The 22901-nt window shown below is 57.7% G+C and carries 20 protein-coding genes and 1 pseudogene; 14 read left to right on the top strand and 7 right to left on the bottom strand.

What is annotated here, in order from left to right; all coding sequences use genetic code 11:
* Nucleotides 1-5 precede the first annotated feature (5 nt).
* The 9 genes and pseudogenes from cysS to BMY49_RS06075 all read left to right on the top strand — a co-directional run bounded on the left by cysS (nucleotide 6) and on the right by BMY49_RS06075 (nucleotide 10219).
* The gene (gene cysS, locus BMY49_RS06115; protein ID WP_044629416.1) at nucleotides 6-1391 is read left to right on the top strand and encodes a cysteine--tRNA ligase; all 1386 of its coding nucleotides are present in this window, start codon (nucleotides 6-8) and stop codon (nucleotides 1389-1391) included.
* Between the two features lie 105 nt (nucleotides 1392-1496).
* Nucleotides 1497-1799 (top strand): annotated as a pseudogene (locus BMY49_RS06110) (glycine betaine ABC transporter substrate-binding protein); the annotation flags it as partial.
* 1 nt (nucleotide 1800) lies between these two features.
* A complete protein-coding gene (locus BMY49_RS06105; protein ID WP_062361280.1) occupies nucleotides 1801-3000 on the top strand; it encodes an ABC transporter permease in 1200 nt (399 codons plus the stop codon).
* On the top strand, nucleotides 2997-3962 hold the full coding sequence (locus tag BMY49_RS06100) for an ABC transporter ATP-binding protein (RefSeq protein ID WP_054641108.1): 966 nt from the start codon (nucleotides 2997-2999) through the stop codon (nucleotides 3960-3962). The genes BMY49_RS06105 and BMY49_RS06100 overlap by 4 nt, the downstream gene beginning before the upstream one ends.
* Complete coding sequence (locus BMY49_RS06095) at nucleotides 3952-4728, top strand: ABC transporter permease (RefSeq protein WP_244154922.1); 777 nt, start codon at nucleotides 3952-3954, stop codon at nucleotides 4726-4728. Before BMY49_RS06100 ends, BMY49_RS06095 begins: the two co-directional genes overlap by 11 nt.
* A 151-nt stretch (nucleotides 4729-4879) precedes the next feature.
* Entirely contained in the window at nucleotides 4880-6082 is a 1203-nt protein-coding gene (locus BMY49_RS06090; RefSeq protein ID WP_062361277.1) for a thiamine pyrophosphate-dependent dehydrogenase E1 component subunit alpha, read from the top strand.
* A 1-nt stretch (nucleotide 6083) separates the two neighbouring features.
* A complete protein-coding gene (locus BMY49_RS06085; protein WP_089675204.1) occupies nucleotides 6084-7061 on the top strand; it encodes an alpha-ketoacid dehydrogenase subunit beta in 978 nt (325 codons plus the stop codon).
* Nucleotides 7062-7078: 17 nt separating this feature from the next.
* Nucleotides 7079-8329 carry a 2-oxo acid dehydrogenase subunit E2 gene (locus BMY49_RS06080; protein WP_089675203.1) on the top strand — a complete coding sequence of 417 codons (1251 nt, stop codon included), beginning with the start codon at nucleotides 7079-7081 and terminating at the stop codon, nucleotides 8327-8329.
* An 18-nt stretch (nucleotides 8330-8347) separates the two neighbouring features.
* Nucleotides 8348-10219: a protein kinase domain-containing protein gene (locus BMY49_RS06075; protein ID WP_089675202.1), complete on the top strand. Its 1872-nt coding sequence runs from the start codon at nucleotides 8348-8350 to the stop codon at nucleotides 10217-10219.
* A 9-nt stretch (nucleotides 10220-10228) separates the two neighbouring features.
* Here BMY49_RS06075 and BMY49_RS06070 read toward each other — a convergent pair whose 3' ends face one another.
* The 7 genes from BMY49_RS06070 to BMY49_RS06040 form a co-directional block, all read right to left on the bottom strand.
* Nucleotides 10229-10831, bottom strand: a complete 603-nt coding sequence (locus BMY49_RS06070; RefSeq protein WP_089675201.1) for an ABC-type transport auxiliary lipoprotein family protein — start codon at nucleotides 10829-10831, stop codon at nucleotides 10229-10231.
* Complete coding sequence (locus BMY49_RS06065; RefSeq protein ID WP_089675200.1) at nucleotides 10828-11769, bottom strand: MlaD family protein; 942 nt, start codon at nucleotides 11767-11769, stop codon at nucleotides 10828-10830. Before BMY49_RS06065 ends, BMY49_RS06070 begins: the two co-directional genes overlap by 4 nt.
* A 5-nt stretch (nucleotides 11770-11774) precedes the next feature.
* On the bottom strand, nucleotides 11775-12578 hold the full coding sequence (locus BMY49_RS06060; RefSeq protein WP_089675199.1) for an ABC transporter ATP-binding protein: 804 nt from the start codon (nucleotides 12576-12578) through the stop codon (nucleotides 11775-11777).
* A gap of 17 nt (nucleotides 12579-12595) precedes the next feature.
* Nucleotides 12596-13708: an MlaE family ABC transporter permease gene (locus BMY49_RS06055; RefSeq protein WP_089675198.1), complete on the bottom strand. Its 1113-nt coding sequence runs from the start codon at nucleotides 13706-13708 to the stop codon at nucleotides 12596-12598.
* 82 nt (nucleotides 13709-13790) lie between these two features.
* The gene (locus BMY49_RS06050) at nucleotides 13791-14612 is read right to left on the bottom strand and encodes an IclR family transcriptional regulator (protein WP_044629405.1); all 822 of its coding nucleotides are present in this window, start codon (nucleotides 14610-14612) and stop codon (nucleotides 13791-13793) included.
* 142 nt (nucleotides 14613-14754) lie between these two features.
* The gene (locus BMY49_RS06045; protein ID WP_044629404.1) at nucleotides 14755-15963 is read right to left on the bottom strand and encodes a 3-oxoadipyl-CoA thiolase; all 1209 of its coding nucleotides are present in this window, start codon (nucleotides 15961-15963) and stop codon (nucleotides 14755-14757) included.
* Nucleotides 15964-16020: 57 nt separating this feature from the next.
* Nucleotides 16021-17553, bottom strand: coding sequence for a 3-hydroxyacyl-CoA dehydrogenase (locus BMY49_RS06040; protein WP_062361264.1), 1533 nt, complete (start codon nucleotides 17551-17553; stop codon nucleotides 16021-16023).
* Between the two features lie 194 nt (nucleotides 17554-17747).
* Between BMY49_RS06040 and BMY49_RS06035 the strand changes: the two genes are divergently transcribed.
* The 5 genes from BMY49_RS06035 to BMY49_RS06015 all read left to right on the top strand — a co-directional run.
* Nucleotides 17748-18899 (top strand): acyl-CoA dehydrogenase family protein, encoded by a 1152-nt coding sequence (locus tag BMY49_RS06035; RefSeq protein WP_044629402.1) that lies wholly within the window; start codon nucleotides 17748-17750, stop codon nucleotides 18897-18899.
* Nucleotides 18899-20500 carry a class I adenylate-forming enzyme family protein gene (locus BMY49_RS06030; protein ID WP_044629401.1) on the top strand — a complete coding sequence of 534 codons (1602 nt, stop codon included), beginning with the start codon at nucleotides 18899-18901 and terminating at the stop codon, nucleotides 20498-20500. Before BMY49_RS06035 ends, BMY49_RS06030 begins: the two co-directional genes overlap by 1 nt.
* Nucleotides 20497-20967, top strand: a complete 471-nt coding sequence (locus BMY49_RS06025; protein ID WP_044629400.1) for a PaaI family thioesterase — start codon at nucleotides 20497-20499, stop codon at nucleotides 20965-20967. The genes BMY49_RS06030 and BMY49_RS06025 overlap by 4 nt, the downstream gene beginning before the upstream one ends.
* Entirely contained in the window at nucleotides 20964-22349 is a 1386-nt protein-coding gene (locus tag BMY49_RS06020; protein ID WP_074210550.1) for a hypothetical protein, read from the top strand. Before BMY49_RS06025 ends, BMY49_RS06020 begins: the two co-directional genes overlap by 4 nt.
* Before the next feature lie 125 nt (nucleotides 22350-22474).
* Nucleotides 22475-22901, top strand: a 427-nt coding sequence (locus BMY49_RS06015; protein WP_143058115.1) for an electron transfer flavoprotein subunit beta/FixA family protein, incomplete at its 3' end; no start/stop codon positions are given.

Raw genomic sequence — 22901 nt, 5'->3', positions numbered from 1 at the left:
GTCATATGCATATTTACAATACGCTGACTCGCCGCAAAGAGCCTTTTAAGCCCCTTGTCGATGGCAAGGTCAGCATGTACGTTTGCGGTATGACGGTGTATGACTACTGTCACCTTGGCCACGCCCGGGTGATGGTGGCCTTTGATGTGATTACCCGCTACCTGCGCCATCGCGGCTATGACGTGACCTACGTGCGCAACATCACCGATATCGACGATAAAATCCTCAAGCGGGCCGAGGAGAACGGCGAGCCCATCGACGCGCTCACCGAGCGCATGATTGCCGCGATGCATGAGGACGAAGCTCGCCTCAACGTGCTGCCACCCAGTCAGGAGCCCCGGGCAACGAGGCACATCGACGACATTATCGCGATGATCGAAACGCTCATCGACAAAGGTTTTGCCTATGCCGCGGCCAATGGTGATGTCTACTACCGAGTGCGCAAGTTCACCGACTACGGCAAATTGAATAACCGTCAGCTGGATGACATGCGCTCTGGTGCACGGGTCGACGTGGATGTGCACAAAGAAGACCCGCTGGATTTCGTGCTCTGGAAAGCGGCCAAGCCCGGTGAAGCTCACTGGCATTCCCCCTGGGGAGACGGGCGACCGGGTTGGCACATCGAGTGCTCCGCGATGTCCACCTGCTGCCTGGGGGACACCTTCGATATTCATGGCGGTGGGCCGGATTTGACCTTTCCCCATCATGAAAACGAGATTGCTCAATCGGAAGCGGCGACAGGTAAAACCTACGTCAACACCTGGATGCATGCTGGAGCCGTTCGCGTCAACCAAGAGAAGATGTCCAAGTCGCTGGGCAACTTCTTCACCATCCGCGACGTGCTAGCCGAGCACGATCCAGAAGTGGTGCGCTACCTGTTGGTGGCAAGCCACTATCGTAGCGCTATTAACTACTCAGTGGATTCGCTGGTCGAAGCGCGCAAATCGCTAACGCGGTTGTATACGGCGTTAGACGGAGTGAACGCCGACGAGCAGGCAGCCGCCAGCGATGCCGCGGAGCGCTTCACAGCGGCAATGGACGACGACTTCAACACGCCCATCGCTTTGGCCGCGCTTTTCGATTTGGCCCGCGATCTCAACCGAGCGAAAAGTGATCAGCCAGCAGAGGCACCACGCTTGGCTGGTGAATTAAAGCGTTTGGCCGGTGTGCTGGGACTACTGCAGCAAACGCCACAAACGTTTCTAAAAGGCGCCCAGCAGCAGGTAGCGCTGAGCGAAGAAGAGATCGAAGCAAAAATCGCCGAGCGACAAGCGGCGAAAGGAAGTAAGGATTTTGCCCGCGCTGATGCTATTCGTGATGAGCTGGCAGCGCTTGGCATTATTCTCAAAGATTCTCGGGAAGGAACCACCTGGGTGATCGAAGCGCCTTAATCGTTGTAAACAGTCAGGCGTCGTTACTGCGGCGTCTGACTTCAACGCAGCAGGCTCTTATACTGAAACGATACGCCCCAGAAGTTCATTGAAAAGGACGACTCCATGCGCTCATTGTTCACACCTGCCATGGCTGCCTGTTTATCAACGGTGCTCTCCACGGCCAGTGCCAACGACCCCATCGTGGTCTCTTCTAAAATCGATACCGAAGGCTCGGTACTAGGCGAGTTAATTATTCAGACGCTGGAGCGCAACGGTATTCCAACGGAAGATCGGCTTCAGCTTGGTGGTAGCTGCGTGGTACGCAGCGCGTTGCAGGCGGGTGAGGTTGATCTGTATCCCGAATACACCGGCAACGGTGCTTTCTTCTTTGACATGACCGATAGCCCGGTATGGAACAGTGCTGAAAATGTCGTTAATCGACGCCTTGCCCTCGCCATCGTTTAAACGACGCCCATGGCACCCGAATGTTGTGCTGTTGTGCCTAAGCGGTGCCATGCTGGCTGCCGCTTGGTTGTTAAGCTTTGTCAGTGTTGCTCCTAATCGCATTGTTTCCGGCACGGCTTTTGGCATGGTAGACGCCATTAGCTGGCCGGGCGCGGCACTGGTATCACTGCTCTTTATCGCCATGGCGGCGTTGTCGTCCGTGCCTACCTCAAGGCACTACCGGGCGATGCTGGGCATCATCATACTCATCTTGCTGTTGATGCCGTTTGGCTTAATGGTGGCAGGCCACTGGTTGGTCGACCCCTCGTTACCCCAGGCGCGACTCGGCATTGGCGCAGCCTACTGGACCGTGCTGTTCGTACTGTTGCTCTGTTTGGTAGAGCTACGCCTACGCTTAGGGTTATCCCGCTGGTGGCCAACGCTGCTGCTGGCAGGCGTGGGCATTGCTTGGTGGGGATGTGCCGCGCTTTGGCTGGATCGCCTTGCCCTCGTGCAAGAGTTCCAGGCCCGTGAGGGGCAGTTTTATCAGGCCGTTGGTCAACATATTGCCTTGGTGGGCACAGCCGTGGGCGTTAGCGTGGTGCTGGGAATGCTGTTAGCGATGCTGATGCGTCGCTATCAGCGCCTGCAAAAAATCGCGTTTACACTGCTGAACTTTTTACAAACCATCCCAAGTTTGGCGCTGTTTGGACTACTGCTAGCGCCGCTCGCTTGGCTGGCGGCTAACGTACCCCCGCTGGCAGCGTTGGGTGTCAGCGGTATCGGCAATGCTCCAGCGCTGATTGCGTTAATTGCTTATAGCCTGCTGCCCATGGTGCGTAATACCTACATTGCTCTGGAAGAGGTCAGCGCTGAGACGCTCCAGGCCGCTAAAGCCATGGGTATGCGTACCGGGCAGCGTTTTTGGCAGGTGCGTTTTCCATTGGCGCTTCCCGTACTGTTAGAAGGCGTACGCATTACGGCTGTACAGGCGATTGGGCTAACGGCAGTGGCGGCACTGATAGGTGCTGGCGGTCTAGGGACGTTTATTTTTCAAGGGCTGGGGCAAGCCGCCATGGATATGGTGCTACTGGGCGCACTGCCCATTCTGATCTTGGCACTGATAGTGGACGCAGGATTAGGAGCGTTGGCAGACGCGCTGCGTCCCGGAGGACAGGAATGATAGAGCTTTCCCACGTTTCAAAACAGTTTGGTGACGATACCGCGGTGGAAGACATCACGCTGCGGGTCGCTAAAGGAAAGTTCTGTGCGTTGGTAGGGACCTCTGGATGCGGTAAATCCACCACCCTACGCATGATCAATCGGCTGATTGAGCATAGCAGCGGCGATATTATCCTGGATGGCCAGGCGATTGAGCAGTACGACCCAGTAAAACTACGTCGGCGAATCGGCTATGTGATCCAGAGTACCGGGCTGTTTCCCCACTGGAACGTCGCGCGCAATATTGGCTTAGTGCCTCGGTTGCTGAAATGGCCCGCTACAGAAATTACCGCTCGTGTAGAGGAACTGATGGGCGTACTGGGCCTGCCGGTGGGCGAGTTTGCGCATAAATATCCCCATCAGCTCTCAGGTGGTCAAGCGCAGCGGGTCGGGGTGGCCCGTGCCTTAGCCGCAGACCCCGATATACTACTGATGGATGAGCCGTTTGGTGCTCTGGACCCCATTACCCGGGAAAAGCTTCAGGATGAGCTTGCCAAGCTACAGGCACGGTTACACAAAACCATTGTGTTCGTGACCCACGATATGGATGAAGCGCTGAAGTTAGCCGACCATTTGGTCGTCATGCGTGATGGCCGTATTGTCCAGCAGGGCACGCCGCTGGCACTGCTTCAACGGCCCGCTGATCCGTTTGTGGAATCCCTGCTCGGTGGGCTTGAGCGGGGGTTGAAGCAGGCAGCGTTAACGCGCGTAAAAGATCACATGACATCGCTTGGGCCTACTTTGCCGGCACAATCTCGAATTCCCGCCGATTTCTCGCTGCGCCAAGCGCTTTCCATGATGCTGCGGGACCACTGCGACCGCTTAACCGTGGTGGATCAAGGCGATGTGCCAATAGGGGAGCTTTCGCTGCGCCGCATCGTTAAAGAGGCGCAGTTGGATAAGGTGAGCCAACGTGACGCGTAATTCTGCCACCGTCAGCCTGCCGAACGCACCGAGCATTCAATGGTTTCTGCCGCTTATTTGGATCGCGCTACTGGCGATGTGCATCGTCGGCATGCCGCTCCTAGAGGGCCTGTTTCGCTGGGTAGAGCCTGACGCCCGACAAGTCGTCTATGATCGCGCTGCGTTTTACGAGCTGCTGGGCCGCCATGTGTTAGTTGTTAGCGTGGCGGCAGTGGTCACCATTGCGGTTGGTGTAGCGGCAGGTATTGCCGTTACCCGCGAGCGAGGGCGGGATTTTTTGCCTCTGGTGGGCCAGTTGGCCTCTTTAGGGCAAACGTTCCCTCCGGTAGCGGTGCTGGCGCTGGCGGTGCCCGTTCTGGGGTTTGGTACGCTGCCTATTATTGTTGCGCTAATGCTCTACGGGCTGCTGCCAATCGTACGCAATACGCTGGCGGGCATTAACGATGTTGACGCGACCATCAAAGAGGCGGCCCAGGCCATGGGTATGACCTCTTGGCAGGTGCTGCGTCACGTGGAGTTGCCCCTGGCCGCCCCGGTAATTCTGGCAGGGGTGCGTACTTCGGTGACTATTAATATTGCCACTGCGGCACTCGGTGCCACTGTCGGGGCCAGTAATCTGGGAGACCCCATTATCGCGGGTATCGTTAATGGCAATATGGCCTACGTGCTGCAAGGCGCGCTGCTGATTGCACTGCTGGCGCTGAGCGCGGATAGCGCCTTTAACGTCTACCAGCAGCGGCTGCGCCAACGCCTCTCTGCTTCTTAATGCTCTCTGCGTCTTAAGTTGAATCCCTAAACGGCTTGCACTGAGTTACTGTCCCAGTGTTGCGTTGACCCGTGTCAGATAAATCCACTGGCATAAACGGTCATGACCGACAACACTACCCTCAAAAAGGGTAAAAACAAGGATAATAATGATGACTCAGTACGTACACCAGCCGGCCTTCATGACCGGTGATGAATTCTCGATCGAGACGTTCAGTCTACTCAACCCGGATGGTGAGCTGTATCCGGGTGGCGAAGAGCCCGCTCTCACCCGAGACCACGCTCGTAGGCTGTACCAGGCCATGCTAGCCACCCGCATTCTTGATGAGCGCATGATGGCTGCCCAACGCCAAGGGCGGCTCAGTTTCTATATGCAGTGCACCGGTGAAGAAGCCGCCGTGGTGGGTGCGGCTGCAGCACTAGATGACGCCGATATGATCATGGCTCAGTACCGCGAACAAGGCGCCTTGATGTATCGCGGCTTCTCTATCGACGAGTTTATGAATCAGCTATTTGGCAACGAGCTTGATTACGGCAAAGGCCGCCAAATGCCGATTCATTACGGCTCTCGCAAGCTGCACTACATGACCATCTCATCGCCGCTGGCGACGCAGATTCCTCAAGCCACCGGGTATGCCTATGGCCAAAAGCTGGCCGGTGAAGGCCACTGTACGCTGACCTTTTTTGGCGAAGGCGCAGCCTCAGAAGGGGACTTTCACGCCGCGCTTAATATGGCCGCGGTGCATCAGGTGCCGGTGATCTTTTTCTGCCGCAACAACGGCTACGCTATTTCTACTCCCTCCACAGAACAGTTTGCCGCTGACGGCATTGCTCCCCGTGCCTTTGGCTACCACATGCACGTGATTCGCGTGGATGGTAACGACGCCCTAGCGGTATATGAAGCGACCCGCCAAGCGCGAAAAATCGCCGTTGAGCAGAACCAGCCGGTGCTGATTGAAGCCATGTCCTACCGGTTGGCTGCCCACTCCTCTTCGGATGACCCCTCGGGCTATCGCGCTAAGAGCGAAGAGGAAGCGTGGCGCGCCAAAGATCCCTTGCTACGCATGCAGCGCTGGCTGGCGAAGAAAGGGTGGTGGAGCGATGAAGAGGAAGCTGCCCAGCAGGAGAGCCTGCGCCGTGAAGTGCTGGAAACCATGAAGCGCGCCGAAAAACGCCCGCCGCCGCCGCTGGAGTCGTTAATCAGCGATGTTTACGCCGATGTGACACCTGCGCTACAGCACCAGCTGGATCAGTTGAAGCGCCATATTCGCCGCTACCCAGATGCCTACCCGCGCGGCGCAAAATCGCTAGATCTGACGCTTTCGTCAGCCACTGATACTCAGGGAGAGGCGTAATATGGCGACGATGAACATGCTCCAGGCGATTAATAACGCTCTGGATATCGCCATGGCGGAAGATGAGAAAGTCATCTGCTTTGGTGAAGACGTAGGTATTTTTGGCGGTGTTTTCCGAGCCACCAGCCATTTACAAGAGAAGTACGGCAAAGCGCGCTGCTTTAATACGCCGCTGGTGGAGCAAGGCATTATTGGCTTTGCTAACGGACTGGCCGCACAAGGCTCTGTTCCCGTCGCTGAAATTCAGTTTGCGGATTACATCTTCCCCGCATTTGATCAAATCGTTAACGAGACCGCCAAATTCCGCTACCGCTCTGGGGATCTCTTCAACGTAGGCGGGCTCACCATTCGCACACCCTATGGCGGCGGCATTTCCGGGGGCTTATACCACTCGCAATCACCTGAGGCGTACTTTATCCACACGCCGGGCTTAAAAGTGGTGGTGCCGCGCAACCCCTATCAAGCCAAAGGGTTGCTGCTAGCGGCGATTCGTGACCCCGACCCCGTGCTGTTTTTAGAGCCAAAACGGCTCTATCGTGCCGCCGTAGGTGAAGTGCCTGATGAAGACTACCAACTGCCAATTGGTGAAGCAGAAGTGATCAAAGAGGGCACCGATATTACCCTGGTGGGCTGGGGCGCGCAGATGGAAGTGATCAGTAAAGCCGCCGAGCTTGCTGAAGAGCAGGGCATTGCCTGCGAGGTCATCGACCTGCGTTCGCTGCTGCCCTGGGATGTGGATACCGTGGCAGAGTCGGTATTCAAAACCGGCCGTATGATTGTTAGTCATGAAGCGCCGCTCACCGGCGGTTTTGCCGGTGAAATTGCCGCGACGATACAGGAGCGCTGTTTTCTCTATCTGGAATCGCCGATTACTCGGGTTACCGGGCTGGATACGCCTTTCCCGCTTGTGCTGGAGAAAGAGTACTTGCCCGACCACCTGAAAATTTTTGAAGCGATTCGCGAAAGCGTGAACTTTTAGCGCCAGGGAGAACAGCCATGAGTGATTTTTTACTGCCAGATATCGGTGAAGGTATCGTTGAGTGTGAAGTGGTGGAGTGGCGCGTGGCCGAAGGCGACACCATCGAAGAGGACCAGCCGATTGTCGAAGTGATGACCGACAAGGCGCTGGTGGAAATCACCGCGCCAGAAGCCGGGACGGTCACCAAGCTGTATGTGGCCCAGGGGAAGATTGCCAAGGTTCACGCGCCGCTTTATGCATACCAAGCCGCCGGTCAGATGAACAGAGACACTACTGCTACCGAGCAGGCACCTCCAGCGCCGCCCAGTAGCCACGCGGTGGCCGCTGATGAAAATAGCCCGCCGCCTAAAAGCCAAGCCGTTACCCCGGCTGCTGCAGGCAAAGTGCCCGCTAGTCCTGCGGTGCGCCGCTTAGTACGCGAGCACAGCCTAGCCCTGTCGGAGATCTCAGGCAGTGGCAAAGATGGTCGAGTGTTGAAAGAAGACGTGCTAGCGCACCTCAACGCGCCAGCGGTATCTCACCAAACGGCCAGTGTTTCGATGCCTTCAAGCACCGGCTTAGCACCCTCAAAAGTAGAGCCGCTGCGCGGCGTGCGGGCGGTGATGGCCAAGCGTATGGTAGAGGCCGCTAGCTCCATTCCTCATTTTCACTACGGTGAAGAGATTGATGTCACGGAGCTGTTGGCGCTGCGCGAGCGACTCAAGCCGCAGGTAGAGGCGAAGGGCGAACGGCTCACGCTGATGCCGTTCTTTATGAAAGCGATGGCGCTGGCCGTGGCGGAGACGCCGATCATCAATGCACAGTTGAACAGCGAAGCCAACGAGCTGAGCTACTACGACCAGTGCAATATCGGCATGGCGGTGGATAGCAAAGCGGGGCTTTTGGTACCTAACGTGAAAGGTGTCGAGGGCTTAACGCTGTTTGAGATTGCCAAAGAGGTCGGCAGGCTAACCAATGCCGCTCGGGAAGGGCGCGTGGAGCAGGCGGATCTAAAGGGCGGCACCATTAGTATCTCCAACATTGGTGCTCTTGGGGGAACCTACGCTGCGCCGATTATTAATGCGCCGGAAGCCGCCATTGTGGCCATTGGCAAAACCCAGTGGCTGCCGCGCTTTGATGAGCACGGGGCTGTGCAGCGCCGGGCTATCTTGACGGTCACCTGGGCAGGCGATCATCGCTTTATTGATGGCGGTACCATTGCCCGTTTTTGCAACGCCTGGAAAGGCTTTCTAGAGGCGCCGGAAAGCATGCTGCTTCATCTGACTTAACCGTGTAGGCACCTTGCTATGAGCCAGGCACCGCTGCAGCAGTTTTACATACCCGAAGAGCAGTCGGTGTACCTGCTAAGCCATCACGATGCGCGAAAGCTAAAAGACTGGGTAGCGCTGTGCCAGGCGCAGCTTGCCCAGTTGGGCTATTCAAATATCGAGCTGATTGGTAAGGGGGCTTATGGGTTTGTGTTTGCGGGTAGCGCATGGCAGCAGGGCATGACTGCCCACTATGTGTTTAAGTTCTCGCGTATTACCTTGCCCACCCATCTACAAGAACGCCTCGAAGAAGAGGCGTTTATGCTTGATCAAGTGTCACACCCTCGGATACCTAAACTCATCACTTATCAGCGCTCACGCGGCCAGTCGATTCTGGTCATGGAGCGTGCCCCTGGCTGGAATCTGGAGCAAGTGTCGCTCAAGCAGGGAAGGCTCTCACCTCGGTTAATTATGCGCATCGCTGCACAGTTAGCAGACATCTTACAAGCACTGCGTCGTGAAACAGGCCCGAACGCGCGGCCGGTGGTACATGGCGACATTAAACCCTCTAATCTGGTCTTTGACGCCACCTGCGAGGCCATCGCGCTGATCGACTGGGGCTCATCGGTGTTCGCACAGTTGGATGAATCGCTTCAGTTCGTGGGTGCCAACGTAATGGAGTTGATGTCGGACAATCTGCAGCAAACCAATGCCCGGCTGGGGGATGTCTATTTTATCGGTGAAGAGCAGCTTAACGGAGCGCTCTCGTCGCCACGGTTCGATGAGCAGGGGGCGGCAGGTACGCTCTATGCGTTGGCCTCGGCGCAGTCCTGCCGTTTTGGCCATCGAGCAATTCCGGCCAGCTCATTGGGGTTGCCCATTGAGTTTGCACGCACGCTGGATGGCATGCTCGACCCCGACCCACAGGTGCGGCGTAAAGCGGGGGATTACTTTATTCGTGAAATGCCGAGCATGGCGAAGCTGGTTATGGTTGACCTGCCAATCGCCCCCCAAACGCCGCTAGTGCCCGTATGGGGAAAAGGCCTGCGTCGCCCGGCTAGCCAAGAGATCGATACCGTGGTGTACAGCTCACGAAAGGCGTTTTTACGTGAGGCAAGCGCTGAAGAGACGTTAAACGACATTAACGATGTGCAACTAGATCGCTACTACAAACAGTTTATGCAGGGGATGGGAGAAACCGAAAAAGCCTTTTTAGCTTCGGTGAGCCGGTTGGGCAAATACCCAGTCGTCGGTGGTTTAGCGGTGCGCTGGGAGCGGGAGGGGGTCTATATTGATTCGTCGCTCAACCTGCATGACCCAGCGCTAAAGCCCGCGTTTATCGAAGCGGTGAATAACATGGTGCACTTAGCACGGGCCATTCATCGCCAGGGGGTATTTAAAAGCTGCCTGTTCAATGCCCGGCAAACGCTGCACTTAGAGCGTGCTAGCCCTGAGGAGGCGTTTCACTGCCAGCCAGAGATGGCGATTAATTACGAAGTGAGCGCGGTGCCGGAAATGGAGGATCGCACCCGGCAGCACAGCTACTTTGAAGATGGCCCTGACCCAGAAGAGCTATTGGTGCTGCCGGATACCATTATGCAACTGCTTCAGCGGCTCAATGAGATTCACCATACCGGTATGATCATCTTTGAAGCGCTGCCCAAACATCTCAAAATCCATAGCTACTACCGGCTGCTCGACCCCCAACGTGAGCAGGAGTTTCGCAGCCTACTGAGCCGAATGCTGGCCGCTGTCAGTCAAATCGAGGGGCTGGGCGTGTCAGGGTTTATGAAGATGCCCTACAAGGACACGCGCTTTTTTACCCACTTAGAACGACAGCCAGAGCACTTCTACCCCAAAGACCCAAAAGAGTATGTGAGAAAAAGCGCCTTGCCCGCGCCGCCGCGTTAGGCGGCACTGTTAATTCGGCGCGTTTGTGATTAGCCAGCTCGCCAACTGTTCGGTTAAACGGTCGGTGGCGCTACCAAAGGCGCTCACCACATCGGGTATCCCAGTGCTTGTGGCGCGCTCCCGGATCGCAAAGCTGGTGGAGGCCACGGGCTGTTGGTCCGCGCCGAGTAATTGAACGTCCAACTGCAGGTTAACGCTTGGCGGAGAAGTGTCATACTCGCTCTGAAAGTGGCGCAGCTCGCTTAATAGCAGCAAGTCGTGAGGGAGCCGATCGCTGCTCACGTTGGCGAACAGCTCTTGCTGCTGCAGCCCTGCAATGAGCTGGGCTTGCAGCATGTCCGGTGCATCTTCATGCCAGCGAGCACCCTCATACACATTGACCACATTGCCTTCGGGAAACACCACGATACGATTGCTGCTGAGCAGGTGGCCCGCTTCGGGTGTAGCGATACCCAGTCGCTCTGGCTGTGTGATGGTGGCAGGGTCGCTCTGCATCGTGGTAGCAGGCAAGCGATACAGCGTCGATGGCGCTTTCTCCGGTAAAATAGAGCAGCCTGAAAGGGTAAGTAAGGCACTTAGAAGAAAGCCGTTACGTAAAGCGTGCATGTTCATGGGTGGAACTCCTCTACTTGGTCGCGGCCTAGGAAAAAGTCCGTGGGGCTCTCTTCAAGTTCCCGCGTAATGCGGTCAAGGGTGGCGAGTGTTGAGCGTAACGCCGCTAGGGCCGGGGCAATGTCGCGAGTGCTTTGTAGAGTGCCTTCGACAGCACCCGCGTTATCGTTCACCAACTGTTCTATCCGCTGGGCAGCGCTGGCAACATCGCGGCTGGCGCTCTCTGCGCTGCGCATCACCTGCTGACCCTCCTGGCTCAGCAAGCGGTTCGCCTCTAGGCTAAGCGATTCGATGCTTTCAAGCGTGGTGGAGGCTTGGCGTGACACATCGCCAAAGAGCGTCATGTTTTCATCCAGGGCAGACTGCTGAGAGGCAACCATCTCGGTGATGTGGGCAATATTGGTCAGGATATTGCCTGCTTGCTCACGATTATTGTCATCGAAGAGTTCGTTCACACTCTGCAAAATCGCGTTGAGGTTTTCGACCATCTCTTCGCCTTCGTCAAACAGCGTAGCAATAGGCGACGGGTCGGCTTGAATGAAAGGCGTATCGTCGCTGCTTTGCGCTAGCAAGCGTTGGCTTTCTGGGGTGCCACCATAGAGATGCACGGACATACTGCCGGTAATGCTAGCAAAGGCTAGCTTTGCGCGGGTATCCACTTTAATCGGAGTGTCTTCATACACGCGAATAAGCGTGATCACTTGGCGTGGGTCGTCAGGATTGAGGGAAAGCTCGGTGACATCGCCCACTTCAATGCCGTTGTACTGCACCTTGCTACCCACCGAGAGGCCGCTGACGCTGCGCTCGAACAAAATGCGGTAGGGTTGATAGTCGCGTTGGCCAGCCGCATAGCTCATCCAGAGCGCAAACAGCAGGGCGGCAACGGCCGTCAGCACGGTAAACAGGCCAATCAAAATATGGTGCGCGCGGGTTTCCATGTGCGTCACTCCTGAGAAGAGGTTGGGCCAGCAGAGCGCTGTGCAGCGCGTCCACGCGGTCCATTAAAGTAATCCTGTACCCACTCGTCGTCCGTTTTCGCGACGTTTTCCAGGGTATCCACCACCAGAACGCGTTTTTGCGACAGCACAGCGACCCGGTCGCAGGCTGCATAGAGGGTATCGAGGTCGTGGGTGACCAAAAAAACGCTAAAGCCCATTGCATCGCGCAGCGTGACCAGCAGTTGGTCAAACGCGGCGGCCCCAATGGGGTCGAGTCCTGCGGTAGGCTCATCGAGAAACAAAATATCCGGGTCCAGGGCGAGTGCCCTGGCAAGCGCGGCACGTTTCACCATGCCCCCAGAGAGCGATTCTGGAAATTGTCGGGCGGCATGAGGGGGCAGGCCTACCAGCGAGAGCTTGATACGCGCCAGATACTCGGCCTCTTGCCGAGAGAGTTTGGCGTGCTCGATAAGCGGCAGCGCAACGTTTTCTTGCAGGTTGAGCGAACTAAATAGCGCCCCACGCTGAAAGAGCACCCCAAAGCGCCGCTCGACTTGGCTGCGTTGGGACTCACTTAACTCATTTAACCGCTGGTTCAGCACTTCTACTGTGCCGTCATTTGGCCGCTTTAAGCCCACAATACTGCGCAGTAGAACTGATTTACCGGTACCTGAGCCGCCGACAACGCCGAGAATTTCGCCTCGGTAGAGGGTCAAGTCCAGCCCTTCGTGAACGACGTTGTCGCCAAATCGGTTCACCAGCCCCTGCACGCGAATAACCGCTTCCTCGCGCTCGGGCTGTTGAGGCATCTCTGAATATCGCTCGGTCACCAGCCCATCTCCATGAAAAATAACGCCGCTAATGCATCGATGAGAATCACCATGAAGATGGCTTGCACCACACTGGATGTCGTGTGGGCACCCACCGATTGGGCACTGCCGCTAACTTTAAACCCTTCTAGGCAGCCAATGACGGCAATCACAAAGGCAAATACCGGCGCTTTGCTCAAGCCGACCAGAAAATGAGTGACCGACACGTCTTTTTGCAGTGTGGTGATGAACTGACTCACAGAAATATCCAACGATAGGGTGGCTACCACCGCGCCGCCGACGAGGCCGCTCAGCATGCCCACAAACGCCAGCAGCGGTAGGCTGATCAACATCGCCATCACCCGGGGAAGCACTAGCAGCTCAATCGGGTCGAGTCCCAATGTTTTGAGGGCATCAATCTCTTCGTTGGATTTCATTGCGCCAAGCTGGGCGGTAAAGGCGCTGGCAGTGCGGCCTGCCAAAAGTATCGCGGCCAAGAGCACGCCAAATTCCCGTAAAAATGAAAAAGCTACGAGATCAATGGTGTAAACCGTTGCACCGAAATCTTGGAGCACCGTGGCCCCTAAAAACGCCACCACTGCGCCCACCATAAAGGTTAAGAGCGCAACGATAGGTACCGCATTCAAGCCACTTTGCTGAATATGCGCGACGGTAGCGGTAATACGCCAGTGGCGGGGTCGAAACAGAAGTGAGGTAAATGTGGCCAGCACCAAGCCAATGAAAGCCAGTAGCTGGCGCTGCTGAGACCCCAGCGCCACCATTTGCTGGCCCACTGTCGCTAAGGCTTCGCTAATCCGGTTGGGGCGGGGTGTGGGGCTCTCAAGCTGAGCGTCCATAGCCTCGGCAATGCGTATTAGCAAGGCCTGCTGCACCTGGGGAAGATCGCTTGCCCACTCGCCAATTTGTTTGGTTTTTTCAACACCAATTAGCTCAACGATCAGCGCCGCGCCGGCGGTATCCAGCCCCTCAAAGCCGGGTAGCGACAGCGCTGCCGAGCTTAGCCGACCCTGCTGCTGTAGGGCGCGCTTCAGCTCAGCGTAGTGGCGTAGTGTCCATTCGCCGTGCAGCGAGACATGCTCGCCCTGTTGAGTGATCCACTCGTTTGGCATCCCTGCTCCTCAGTGCCTTCACATGCAGTGAAGGCCTATGATGCAATAAAACGAGCGTTAGTGAAAGGTAAGCCGTCGTTTCTTAACGTGACGCACGATACTTGGGGGCCAGCTCCTGCATAATTTTTGCTGCTACTTCCTTGAGTCTGGGGCCAAGGTTGTTGACCAATCGATCATGATCTAAACGCAGGCTAGAGCCACCGCAGTTAATCGCCATCACTTCGGCACCATCTTCTAAAATGAGCGGCATGGCCACGGCGCTGATATCCCGCTGCCAATCCTGTTCGGATAGGCAAAAGCCATACTCGGCATAGTCGCGCAGGCTCTGTTCAATACCGGCATGAAGGCGCGGCCAATCGCTGCCGTGAAACGCGGCTAGCTCTTGCATCACCTGTTGGCGGCGCTCGTCAGATAATCCGCACAGCCAGGCACGACCAATCGCCGAGGTGGCAATCGGTAGACGAGAGCCAACATCTAAGCGAATAATCAGCGGGCCGTGGCCGTGGCAGGTTTCCAGATACACCATGTCGCTGCGGTCGGCACCGCCCAGGCTCACGTTGCAGTCGGTGGCGTCGGCAAAGTGCTGTAAATGGGGGCGAGCAATTTCGCGAATGCCCATATTGGCCAGAAAGCGGTAACCCAGCGCCAGCACACCTGGCCCGAGGCGGTACTTCTCCAGGTGACGGTTGTGTTGCAGGTAGCCTAACTGGGTCAGCGTATAGGTTAACCGGGACACCGTGGGGCGCGGGATGTGGGTGCGATTAGAGAGCTCTGCATTGCCCAGGTACTCTTCCCCTGTTCCAAAAGCGCGGAGCAGTTCTAACCCCCGCGCAAGCGCGGTGACAAAGTTGCGATCTTTTTCGGGTGATTGCGGCTCATCAGCAGCGGCGTCGGTTGGTTCCATCAAGCGTCTCGGCTAATCAATCATTGAATGGCAAGTATCGCATACCTGCGCTGGGGCGTTGCAAAGCGCGATAAGAGAGCTTAGTCAACGCTTGGCCTGCGGCGCCTGCCTTAGATACTGTGCTAGCGCCGCAGGAGGGCGGTTAGCTGTCCAGGCGTTCAATGATGGTCGCGATGCCCTGGCCAACGCCAATACACATGGTGACCAGCGCATAGCGCCCGCCGGTGGCTTCTAGCTGGCGCAGCGCAGTGAGTGCCAAACGTGCGCCCGAGGCACCCAGCGGGTGGCCAATGGCAATGGCGCCACCGTTGGCGTTAAGGCGCGGGTCGTCGGCGGAAAGACCCAACTGCTGAACGCAGCCCAACACCTGCACCGCAAAAGCTTCGTTGATTTCAATCACGTCCATCTGCTCAAGCGAGAGGCCAGCCCGGGCCAGCGCTTTTTGCGAGGCGGGTACCGGCCCCAAGCCCATGACGCGGGGAGCAACGCCCGCCACGGCGCTGGCAACGATACGCGCTCGCGGAGCAAGCCCAGCTCGCTCGCCTGCTGCACGCGTGCCGACAATCAGCGCGGCAGCCCCGTCATTTAATCCAGACGCGTTGCCTGCGGTCACGACACCACCTTCAAACAGCGCGCCGAGTTTGGCTAGTTTTTCCTCGGTGCTTTCAGCGCGGGGGTGCTCGTCTTTATCTACCAACAGCGGCGGCTGTTTGCGTCCTTGAGGCACGTCTACCCCAAACATTTCGCCTTCATAAAAGCCGTTTGCCAGCGCCTTGGCATAGCGCGCTTGGGAGCGGGCGGCAAAGGCGTCGCTGGCCTCGCGGCCAATGTTCAGGTCGTGGGCAATGTTATCGGCAGTTTCCGGCATGCTGTGGCTGCCGTACTCTTTGGCAATCCACGGGTTGGGAAAGCGCGAGCCAATCACGGTATCAAACATCGGCTGATTGCGAGCGTAGGGGGAGTCGGCTTTGCCCAGCACGTAAGGCGCGCGGGACATGGACTCCACGCCGCCAGCCAAAAATAGCTCACCTTCGCCTAAGCGAGCGGCACGGGCGGCATCCATCATCGCGGCTAGGCCACTACCGCACAGGCGGTTGACGGTTTGGCCTGCCACCTCAATCGGCAGGCCCGCTAGCAGCGCACCGTGACGGGCCACGTTGCGAGAATCTTCCCCCGCTTGGTTAGTGCAACCCGCCAACACCTCTTCGTAGCTTTCTGGGGCAAACGGATTACGCGCCACCAGTGCTTTGAGCGTTAAGCCCAGCAGCTCATCCGGACGAATGGCCGCTAGGCTGCCGCCATGGCGGCCGAAAGGGGTGCGTAATCCGTCGTAAATATAGGCGTCTTGCATGGTTATTTTCCTTGTTTGTGTAAGCCTTACTTAAGCCGTAATTGAAACTGAGGGGGTTCAGCCCGTTGGCCCGTCAGTGAGGGGCATGCCCAGCGCGGCGCGGCGGCGCAGCCACGGGCTAGGGCGATAGCGGGGGTCACCGGTGGCGTCTAATAGGTTGTTCAAAATGGTCAGGATGCGCGAAGCGCCGTAATGGTCGCCCATGCGCAGCGGGCCAAATGGGTAGCCCAGGCCAAGTTCCACCGCACGATCAATAGTGGCGGGTGCAGCGACGCCTTGCTGTGCGATATCTGCCCCAACGTTGACGATGCAGGCCACCACGCGCTGCAGCACAAAGCCGGTGCTGTCTTGTAGGGTGCTGACCGGCGTGCCGTCAGCATTCAACAGGCTGGCGGCGGCATTGACTAGTTCGGGTCGGGTAATGGGGGAGGCCATCAGGCTGCGGCGCTTATCCAGCCCCGCCAGCATATCCACCGCGACGCACTGCTCGGCATTCAAGCCTTGGCGCAGAGCGCACTGTGTGGTGTCTTCGCCCAGCGGTGTCAGCAGGCACAGCGCCTCTGAGGAGGGCTGATCCGCACTTTCTAGTGGCCAGCCCGCCGTGGCGACCAGTTCGGCAAGCTGGGCGGCGCTGCCAGGGTCGTCTTGGCTGATCCACACGGGGCAAGGCGAGGCTGTCGCAATGGCGGGCTCTTCCGGCATCTGCTGCTGGCCATCCACGTAGCGATAAAAGCCTTCACCGGTTTTGCGCCCCAGCAAGCCTGCTGAGAGCCGCTGGCGGGTGAGCGGTGAAGGGCGAAAGCGCGGCTCTTCATAATACTGGTGGTACACCGACTCCATCACCGCATGGGAAACATCCAGACCCGTCAGGTCCAGCAGGGTAAACGGCCCCATCCGAAAACCGCCTTGATCCACCATGATGCGGTCAATGGTGGCAGGGTCGGTCACGCTCTCACTCAGAACGCGCAGCGCTTCGGTACCAAAGGCGCGCCCGGCGTGATTGACCAGAAAGCCAGGGGTATCGGTGGCCTGGGCAGTAAAGTGGCCCATGGAGGTGCCCAGGGCATTAACCCGCTGAGTGACATCGTTAGCGGTACGTAACCCTGGAATCACTTCCACAATTTTCATCAGCGGGACGGGATTGAAAAAGTGAAAGCCAATCACGCGCTCTGGGCGCTGGCAGGCGGCAGCAATTGCGGTAACAGACAGCGAAGAGGTGTTGGTGGCAAGAACGGCATCCTGGCGAACAATGCCTTCTAAATCGCTAAACAGCCCCTGCTTGGCTTCCAGCTTCTCGATAATCGCTTCAACGACGATATCGCAGGGGGCGAGGGCGGCGAGGTCGCGGGCTTCAATCAATCGCTCGCCGTACTGCTCGGCTTGGGCTTGGGTAATCCGCTGCTTGTCGGCGCTGCGCTGCCATAACCCATTAATAAAGGCAGTCGCTTCCGCCACCGCGCCTTCTTTTACATCAAATAGCATGACGTTCAGGCCTGCCTGCGCGGCGAGCTGAGCAATCCCTCTACCCATGGCCCCGGTGCCGACAATGCCAAGAGTGTTGAACGAATGGGCGACTGCGTCGTTGGACATAGGTCAAAATCCTCGCTGCAAGGGTTTATTGTTCTGCATTGCAAAATAGCATTTCGTTTATTGACTGCCATCCTAGGCTATGCAAAAGTGCCTGACAAGAGAGTGAACGCTAGTTTCGCCATGCAGAATTATTGCAGGCCTCACTGCCCGCGCGAACACCAACCATAAAAATATCGTTGCCACCAGGAGCCGTTATGATCCGTGATCCCGAACTGCTGAATCAGTTGGTTGATACCATTGCCCGCTTTGTACGGGAGCGTTTGATTCCCAATGAGGCACGGCTTGCCGAAGAGGATGCAGTGCCCGCCGAGATCCTGGCGGAAATGAAGGAGATGGGGCTGTTCGGGCTATCCATTCCTGAAGAGTACGGCGGATTAGGGCTCACCATGGAAGAAGAAGCCCTGGTAGCCATGGAAATCGGCAAAACGTCTCCCGCGTTCCGTTCGGTATTTGGTACGAATAACGGTATCGGTGCCCAGGGCATTCTGATTGACGGCACTGAAGAGCAGAAAGCCAAATACGTGCCGCGCTTGGCCACCGGGGAAATTCTCAGCTCTTTCTGCCTGACCGAACCGGACTCTGGCTCCGATGCCGCCAGCCTGCGCACCACCGCCGTGCGCGATGGCGACCACTATGTGTTAAACGGCACCAAGCGCTATATCACCAACGGCCCGGAGGCGGACCTCTTCACCGTGATGGCGCGTACCGATCCAGACAACAAAGGCGCTGGCGGTATCTCCGCCTTTATTGTTGAAGGCAATACGCCCGGTCTGATTCGCGGCCCGGCGGATAATAAGATGGGCCAGAAGGGCGCGCATACCTGCGATATCATTTTTGATAACTGCCGTGTACCGGCTGAAAACATCATTGGCGGTAAAGAGGGACAAGGCTTTAAAACCGCCATGAAAGTGCTCGACCGTGGGCGGCTGCATATTTCCGCCGTGTGTGTGGGCGTGGCCGAGCGCTTAGTAGACGAGTCGCTGCGCTACACCATGGAGCGTAAGCAGTTTGGTGCTCCGCTGGCGGAGCACCAACTGGTGCAGGCCATGCTGGCAGATAGCAAAACCGAGGCCTACGCAGGCAAAACCATGGTCATGGACGCCGCACGCCGCAAGGATGATGGCGAAAACGTCTCAACCCTAGCCTCCTGCTGCAAGCTGTTCTGTGCCGAGATGGTGGGGCGCGTCGCGGATCGCGCCGTGCAGGTGCACGGCGGTGCGGGCTATATGTCGGAATACGCCGTTGAGCGTTTCTACCGCGATGTGCGCTTGTTCCGCATTTACGAAGGGACGACGCAAATTCAGCAGCTGGTGATTGCCCGGAACATGGTGCGGGAGGCGTCCTAATGGCTCTGTCGGTCCCTTACCAAGCGCCAGATGAGAAAATCTTTGGCCGTCTGGCAAGCGAGCTGTTAGCAGAACTTCCCGAGCGCTTGAGCACCCGCGTGCTGGAAAATGCGAAACGCCTAGCGGATCACCCCGCGCTTGTGGATGGCAACGTCCGCTGGAGCTACGCCGAGCTGGGGCAAGAGATTCATGCCGCCTGCGAGTGGTTAGCTAATTTAGGCATACGGCCCGGCGACCGTATTATGACGGTCAGTGAAAACTGCCGTGCCCTGGTGGTACTGCTGTTGGCCGCCAGTGAAATGGATGTTTGGGTCGCGATTGTCAATTCGCGCCTCTCCGCTCAGGAAGTGGATTTAATTCAGGGCAACTGCCTGCCTCGCCGAGTGTTTTACACTTGCGAAGCCTCCCAAGAGGCGAGCCAGCACGCCGAGCGCCACGCGGCTGACCGCTATCAGCATCCGCAGCTCGGCGGCCTAGCGATTTCACCGCTATTTGATAGCGAGCCAGAGCCTGTTCACGCCAGCGGTGCCGAGCAGGTAGCCGCGATGATCTACACCTCAGGCACCACCGGTACGCCGAAAGGCGTCATGCTGACCCATCGCGGTATTCTGTATATCGCCTCTATTTCCGGCGGCATGCGTCATCTGAGTGAAGGGCAGCGGGTGTACGGCGTGCTGCCGATGTCTCATGTGTTTGGCCTCTCATCAGTGTGTATGGGCTCGCTGTATAACGGCGCGTGCCTTTATACCGTGCCCCGGTTTGACGCGGTACAGCTGCTGGCAACGCTCAAAGAGGAGCGCATTACCGTGCTTCAGGGCGTGCCTGCTATGTACGCTCGCGCCCTGGAGTACTTGAAGCGTGAGCAGCGCGCGTTAGAAGCACCTGCGCTTATCTATATCTCCGCAGGCGGCTCGCCGCTGGATAGCGATACCAAAAAACGCGTGGAAGCTGCGTTTGGCCTAACGCTGCACAATGGCTACGGTCTCACCGAAGCCAGCCCGACGATTAGTCAAACCCGCATTGAAGACCGCCACCAGAGCAGCACCGTGGGCCGCGTGCTGCCGCTGTTGGAGTATCGGTTAGAGCCCTTAGGCAGCAGCGGCACGTCAGAAAAGGCAGGCGATGAGATCGGCGAGCTGTGGGTGCGTGGCCCTAATATCATGAAAGGTTACTTCCGCCAGCCGGACGCCACCCTCGCCACCTTAACGGAAGATGGCTGGCTCAATACCGGTGATATCGCCAAACTGGATCACGACGATCAGCTCTATATCGTGGGCCGCAGTAAAGAGCTGATTATTCGCTCGGGCTTCAACATCTACCCGCCGGATGTAGAAGCAGTGATTAATGAGCATCCTGCGGTGACCTTAACCGCAGTGGTTGGGCGGCAGGTGGCAGGCAATGAAGAGGTCGTGGCATTTGTGCAGTGCGAGCCGGGCGTTGAGGTTGATATGGCAGAACTCAAAGCCTTTATTGCCGAACGGCTTGCGCCTTATAAGCGTCCGACCCAAATTGTGCTGATGGATGCGTTGCCTTCCACCGCCAGCGGTAAGATTTTAAAAGGGCGGCTACGCGACTTGGCCCAGCAGGAGAGCGCTTTATGAGCGAAATAGATGGCGCTGACGCCTCCATCACACCGCAGGCGCTGATGGGTTATCACGAACTGCTGGGCATGCACGTGGTGGAGTGGGAGGAGGGGCGCGCGGTAGTGGAACTCACCATTGAACCCAAGCACCTTAACCGCAGCGGCAATGTGCATGGCGGTGTACTGGCTTCCATGCTGGACAGTGCCTTAAGCCTAGCGGGCCTGCACTGCGATGTGCCGGGGAATATTCGTCGTGGGATGACGCTGTCACTCACTACCACCTTTGTGGGGCCTGCTCGGCAAGGCGTGTTAAGGGCCACGGGCACGCTGCGTGGCGGCGGGCAAAAAACCTTCATGACCAGCGGTGAGATCGTGGATGAGCAGGGCAATCTTGTCGCTATGGGCGAAGGCGCGTTTCGTCGCCGCAGCGGCAGCGAATCGTCACAAGGCGTTCCCGACCCGCAGTTGAGGGAGCCTAGCGAGTGAGCCCAGCCCGCCTGCGGGTTTCCTGTTTGCTACTGGTGACGCTTGCCACGCTGATTCATTTGGTGGGTGGCAGCGTGGCGTGGCAAGCCGCAGGCATCGTTGTGCTGCTGCTTTATTTGATGACCCTGAAAGGTCAACTCACCCGCATGGCCAAGGGGCTGCTGTGTGCCGCTGGCGTGCTCACACTGTTCGCGCTGTGGCGCTCGCCCACGCCTGGGCAGCTGCTGTTTGAGGCGAGCGGGCGTTTTGCGTTTTTTGCCACCTTTATAGTGGCGCTGAGTATGCTGCGCTTACCTGCCTATCGCTCCCGTTTAGTGCGCCACTGCGGGCAAAGCATGTTGCTTCAACCCCCCAGCCGCCGTTATCCGATCTTATCCCTGGGCTCGGCGCTGTTTGGCATCATTCTGAACATTGGCGTGCTGAATCTGTTCGCCGCGATGATCGAAAAGAGCAATACCCTGAGTGCCGCCCAAGGGCGCGCCTGGGTGCGTGAGGCCCGCCAGCGGCGAATGATGCTGGCGCTGCTGCGCGGATTTTCGCTGGCCCCGCTGATTTCGCCCATGGGCATCGGGGTGGCCGTGGTGCTCTCAAGCCTTCCCCAGGTCACCTGGCCACAGCTGGCACCCTATATTCTAGGGGCCGCCGCGCTGATTTTTATGGCGGGCTGGGCGGTGGACTATTTCACCGGCCCGCACCCACCCGCCAATAAAACCTATGTCACCCCTTCGTTGCGCCCGTTGGCGCAGTTTAGCGTTTTACTAATCGGCATTGTGGCGCTGGTGTTTTCCATTGCGTGGTTGCTGGAGTTACGACTACCCATTGCCGCGCTGCTGGGCGCGCCTACCGGGGCGCTTTTATGGCTGGCTTGGCAGCGTCGCAGGTTGGGCTTTGGCGGGCTGCCTGCCGCCATAACGGCGGTGCATCGTCAGCTACCCTGGTTGCTGTCTCCCAGCGCTAATGAAATCGTGGTGCTGGGGGCGGCAGGCTATTTGGGGCATGTATGCGTGGGCTTGGTGGATACTCAGCAGCTAGCACCGCTATTGGCGGTGCTAGACCCGCTGGGCACTTTGAATGCGGTGTTGGCCATGCTGATGGTAGTGGGGCTAGCTCAAATAGGCGTCAACCCGATTGTTACGGTGACGCTGTTGGTGGGCTTGCTCCCCACGTTGGGCATTGATGGATTAACGCCTGAGCTGATTGGGGCATCGTTAATGGTAGGCTGGGCGCTGGCGCTGATGTCATCACCAATGACCGCTTCCATGCTGATTCTCTCGCGCTTTACCGGCGTACCCGCCACCCGCATCGGTTACCGCTGGAACGGGCGCTTTCTGGTCGCTGCCATCCCGCTGCTGGCGTTATGGTTTGGTTGGTCGCCTTTCTGAGGTGGGATGTTCAAGGAAACGCTTGACCTTTGGCAGGCGTTTTTTTATTGTTATTTTTATAAAGTGAAATATTATTTTGCTATGCGGAATAAAAAGCCGATGGTTCAATCGCTGGAGCATGCCTTATGAAAATCCTCGTCGCGGTGAAACGCGTCATCGACTACAACGTCAAAATCCGCGTTAAAGCGGACCACTCTGATGTGGACCTTACCAACGTCAAAATGGCCATGAACCCCTTCTGCGAAATTGCCGTGGAAGAGGCGGTGCGCCTGAAAGAGAAGGGCGTGGCCACCGAGGTCGTGGCCGTGACCGTGGGCCCCAAGGCCGCCCAAGAGCAGCTGCGCACTGCGCTGGCGCTGGGGGCCGACCGCGCCATCCACATTGAAACCGACGAGCGCGCCGAATCGCTGGCGGTGGCCAAACTGCTGGCCAAAGTGGTAGACGAAGAGCAGCCCGGCCTCGTCATCCTCGGCAAGCAGGCCATCGACACCGACAACAACCAGACCGGCCAGATGCTCGCTGCGCTGACCAATCTGCCGCAAGGCACCTTCG

Origin of the sequence: Vreelandella aquamarina (assembly GCF_900110265.1) — a bacterium.
GTDB lineage: Bacteria > Pseudomonadota > Gammaproteobacteria > Pseudomonadales > Halomonadaceae > Vreelandella > Vreelandella aquamarina.
The sequence above is the reverse complement of the archived record's forward strand: the minus strand, read 5'-3'. Positions and strand labels throughout refer to the sequence as shown.

Bases quoted from the DNA above. Each gene is read 5' to 3' on its own strand.
- cysS (WP_044629416.1), top strand. From the start codon at position 6: ATGCATATTTACAATACGCTGACTCGCCGCAAAGAGCCTTTTAAGCCC.
- BMY49_RS06105 (WP_062361280.1), top strand. From the start codon at position 1,801: ATGTCGTTAATCGACGCCTTGCCCTCGCCATCGTTTAAACGACGCCCA.
- BMY49_RS06100 (WP_054641108.1), top strand. From the start codon at position 2,997: ATGATAGAGCTTTCCCACGTTTCAAAACAGTTTGGTGACGATACCGCG.
- BMY49_RS06090 (WP_062361277.1), top strand. From the start codon at position 4,880: ATGACTCAGTACGTACACCAGCCGGCCTTCATGACCGGTGATGAATTC.
- BMY49_RS06085 (WP_089675204.1), top strand. From the start codon at position 6,084: ATGGCGACGATGAACATGCTCCAGGCGATTAATAACGCTCTGGATATC.
- BMY49_RS06080 (WP_089675203.1), top strand. From the start codon at position 7,079: ATGAGTGATTTTTTACTGCCAGATATCGGTGAAGGTATCGTTGAGTGT.
- BMY49_RS06075 (WP_089675202.1), top strand. From the start codon at position 8,348: ATGAGCCAGGCACCGCTGCAGCAGTTTTACATACCCGAAGAGCAGTCG.
- BMY49_RS06070 (WP_089675201.1), bottom strand. From the start codon at position 10,831: ATGAACATGCACGCTTTACGTAACGGCTTTCTTCTAAGTGCCTTACTT.
- BMY49_RS06065 (WP_089675200.1), bottom strand. From the start codon at position 11,769: ATGGAAACCCGCGCGCACCATATTTTGATTGGCCTGTTTACCGTGCTG.
- BMY49_RS06060 (WP_089675199.1), bottom strand. From the start codon at position 12,578: ATGCCTCAACAGCCCGAGCGCGAGGAAGCGGTTATTCGCGTGCAGGGG.
- BMY49_RS06055 (WP_089675198.1), bottom strand. From the start codon at position 13,708: ATGCCAAACGAGTGGATCACTCAACAGGGCGAGCATGTCTCGCTGCAC.
- BMY49_RS06050 (WP_044629405.1), bottom strand. From the start codon at position 14,612: ATGGAACCAACCGACGCCGCTGCTGATGAGCCGCAATCACCCGAAAAA.
- BMY49_RS06045 (WP_044629404.1), bottom strand. From the start codon at position 15,963: ATGCAAGACGCCTATATTTACGACGGATTACGCACCCCTTTCGGCCGC.
- BMY49_RS06040 (WP_062361264.1), bottom strand. From the start codon at position 17,553: ATGTCCAACGACGCAGTCGCCCATTCGTTCAACACTCTTGGCATTGTC.
- BMY49_RS06035 (WP_044629402.1), top strand. From the start codon at position 17,748: ATGATCCGTGATCCCGAACTGCTGAATCAGTTGGTTGATACCATTGCC.
- BMY49_RS06030 (WP_044629401.1), top strand. From the start codon at position 18,899: ATGGCTCTGTCGGTCCCTTACCAAGCGCCAGATGAGAAAATCTTTGGC.
- BMY49_RS06025 (WP_044629400.1), top strand. From the start codon at position 20,497: ATGAGCGAAATAGATGGCGCTGACGCCTCCATCACACCGCAGGCGCTG.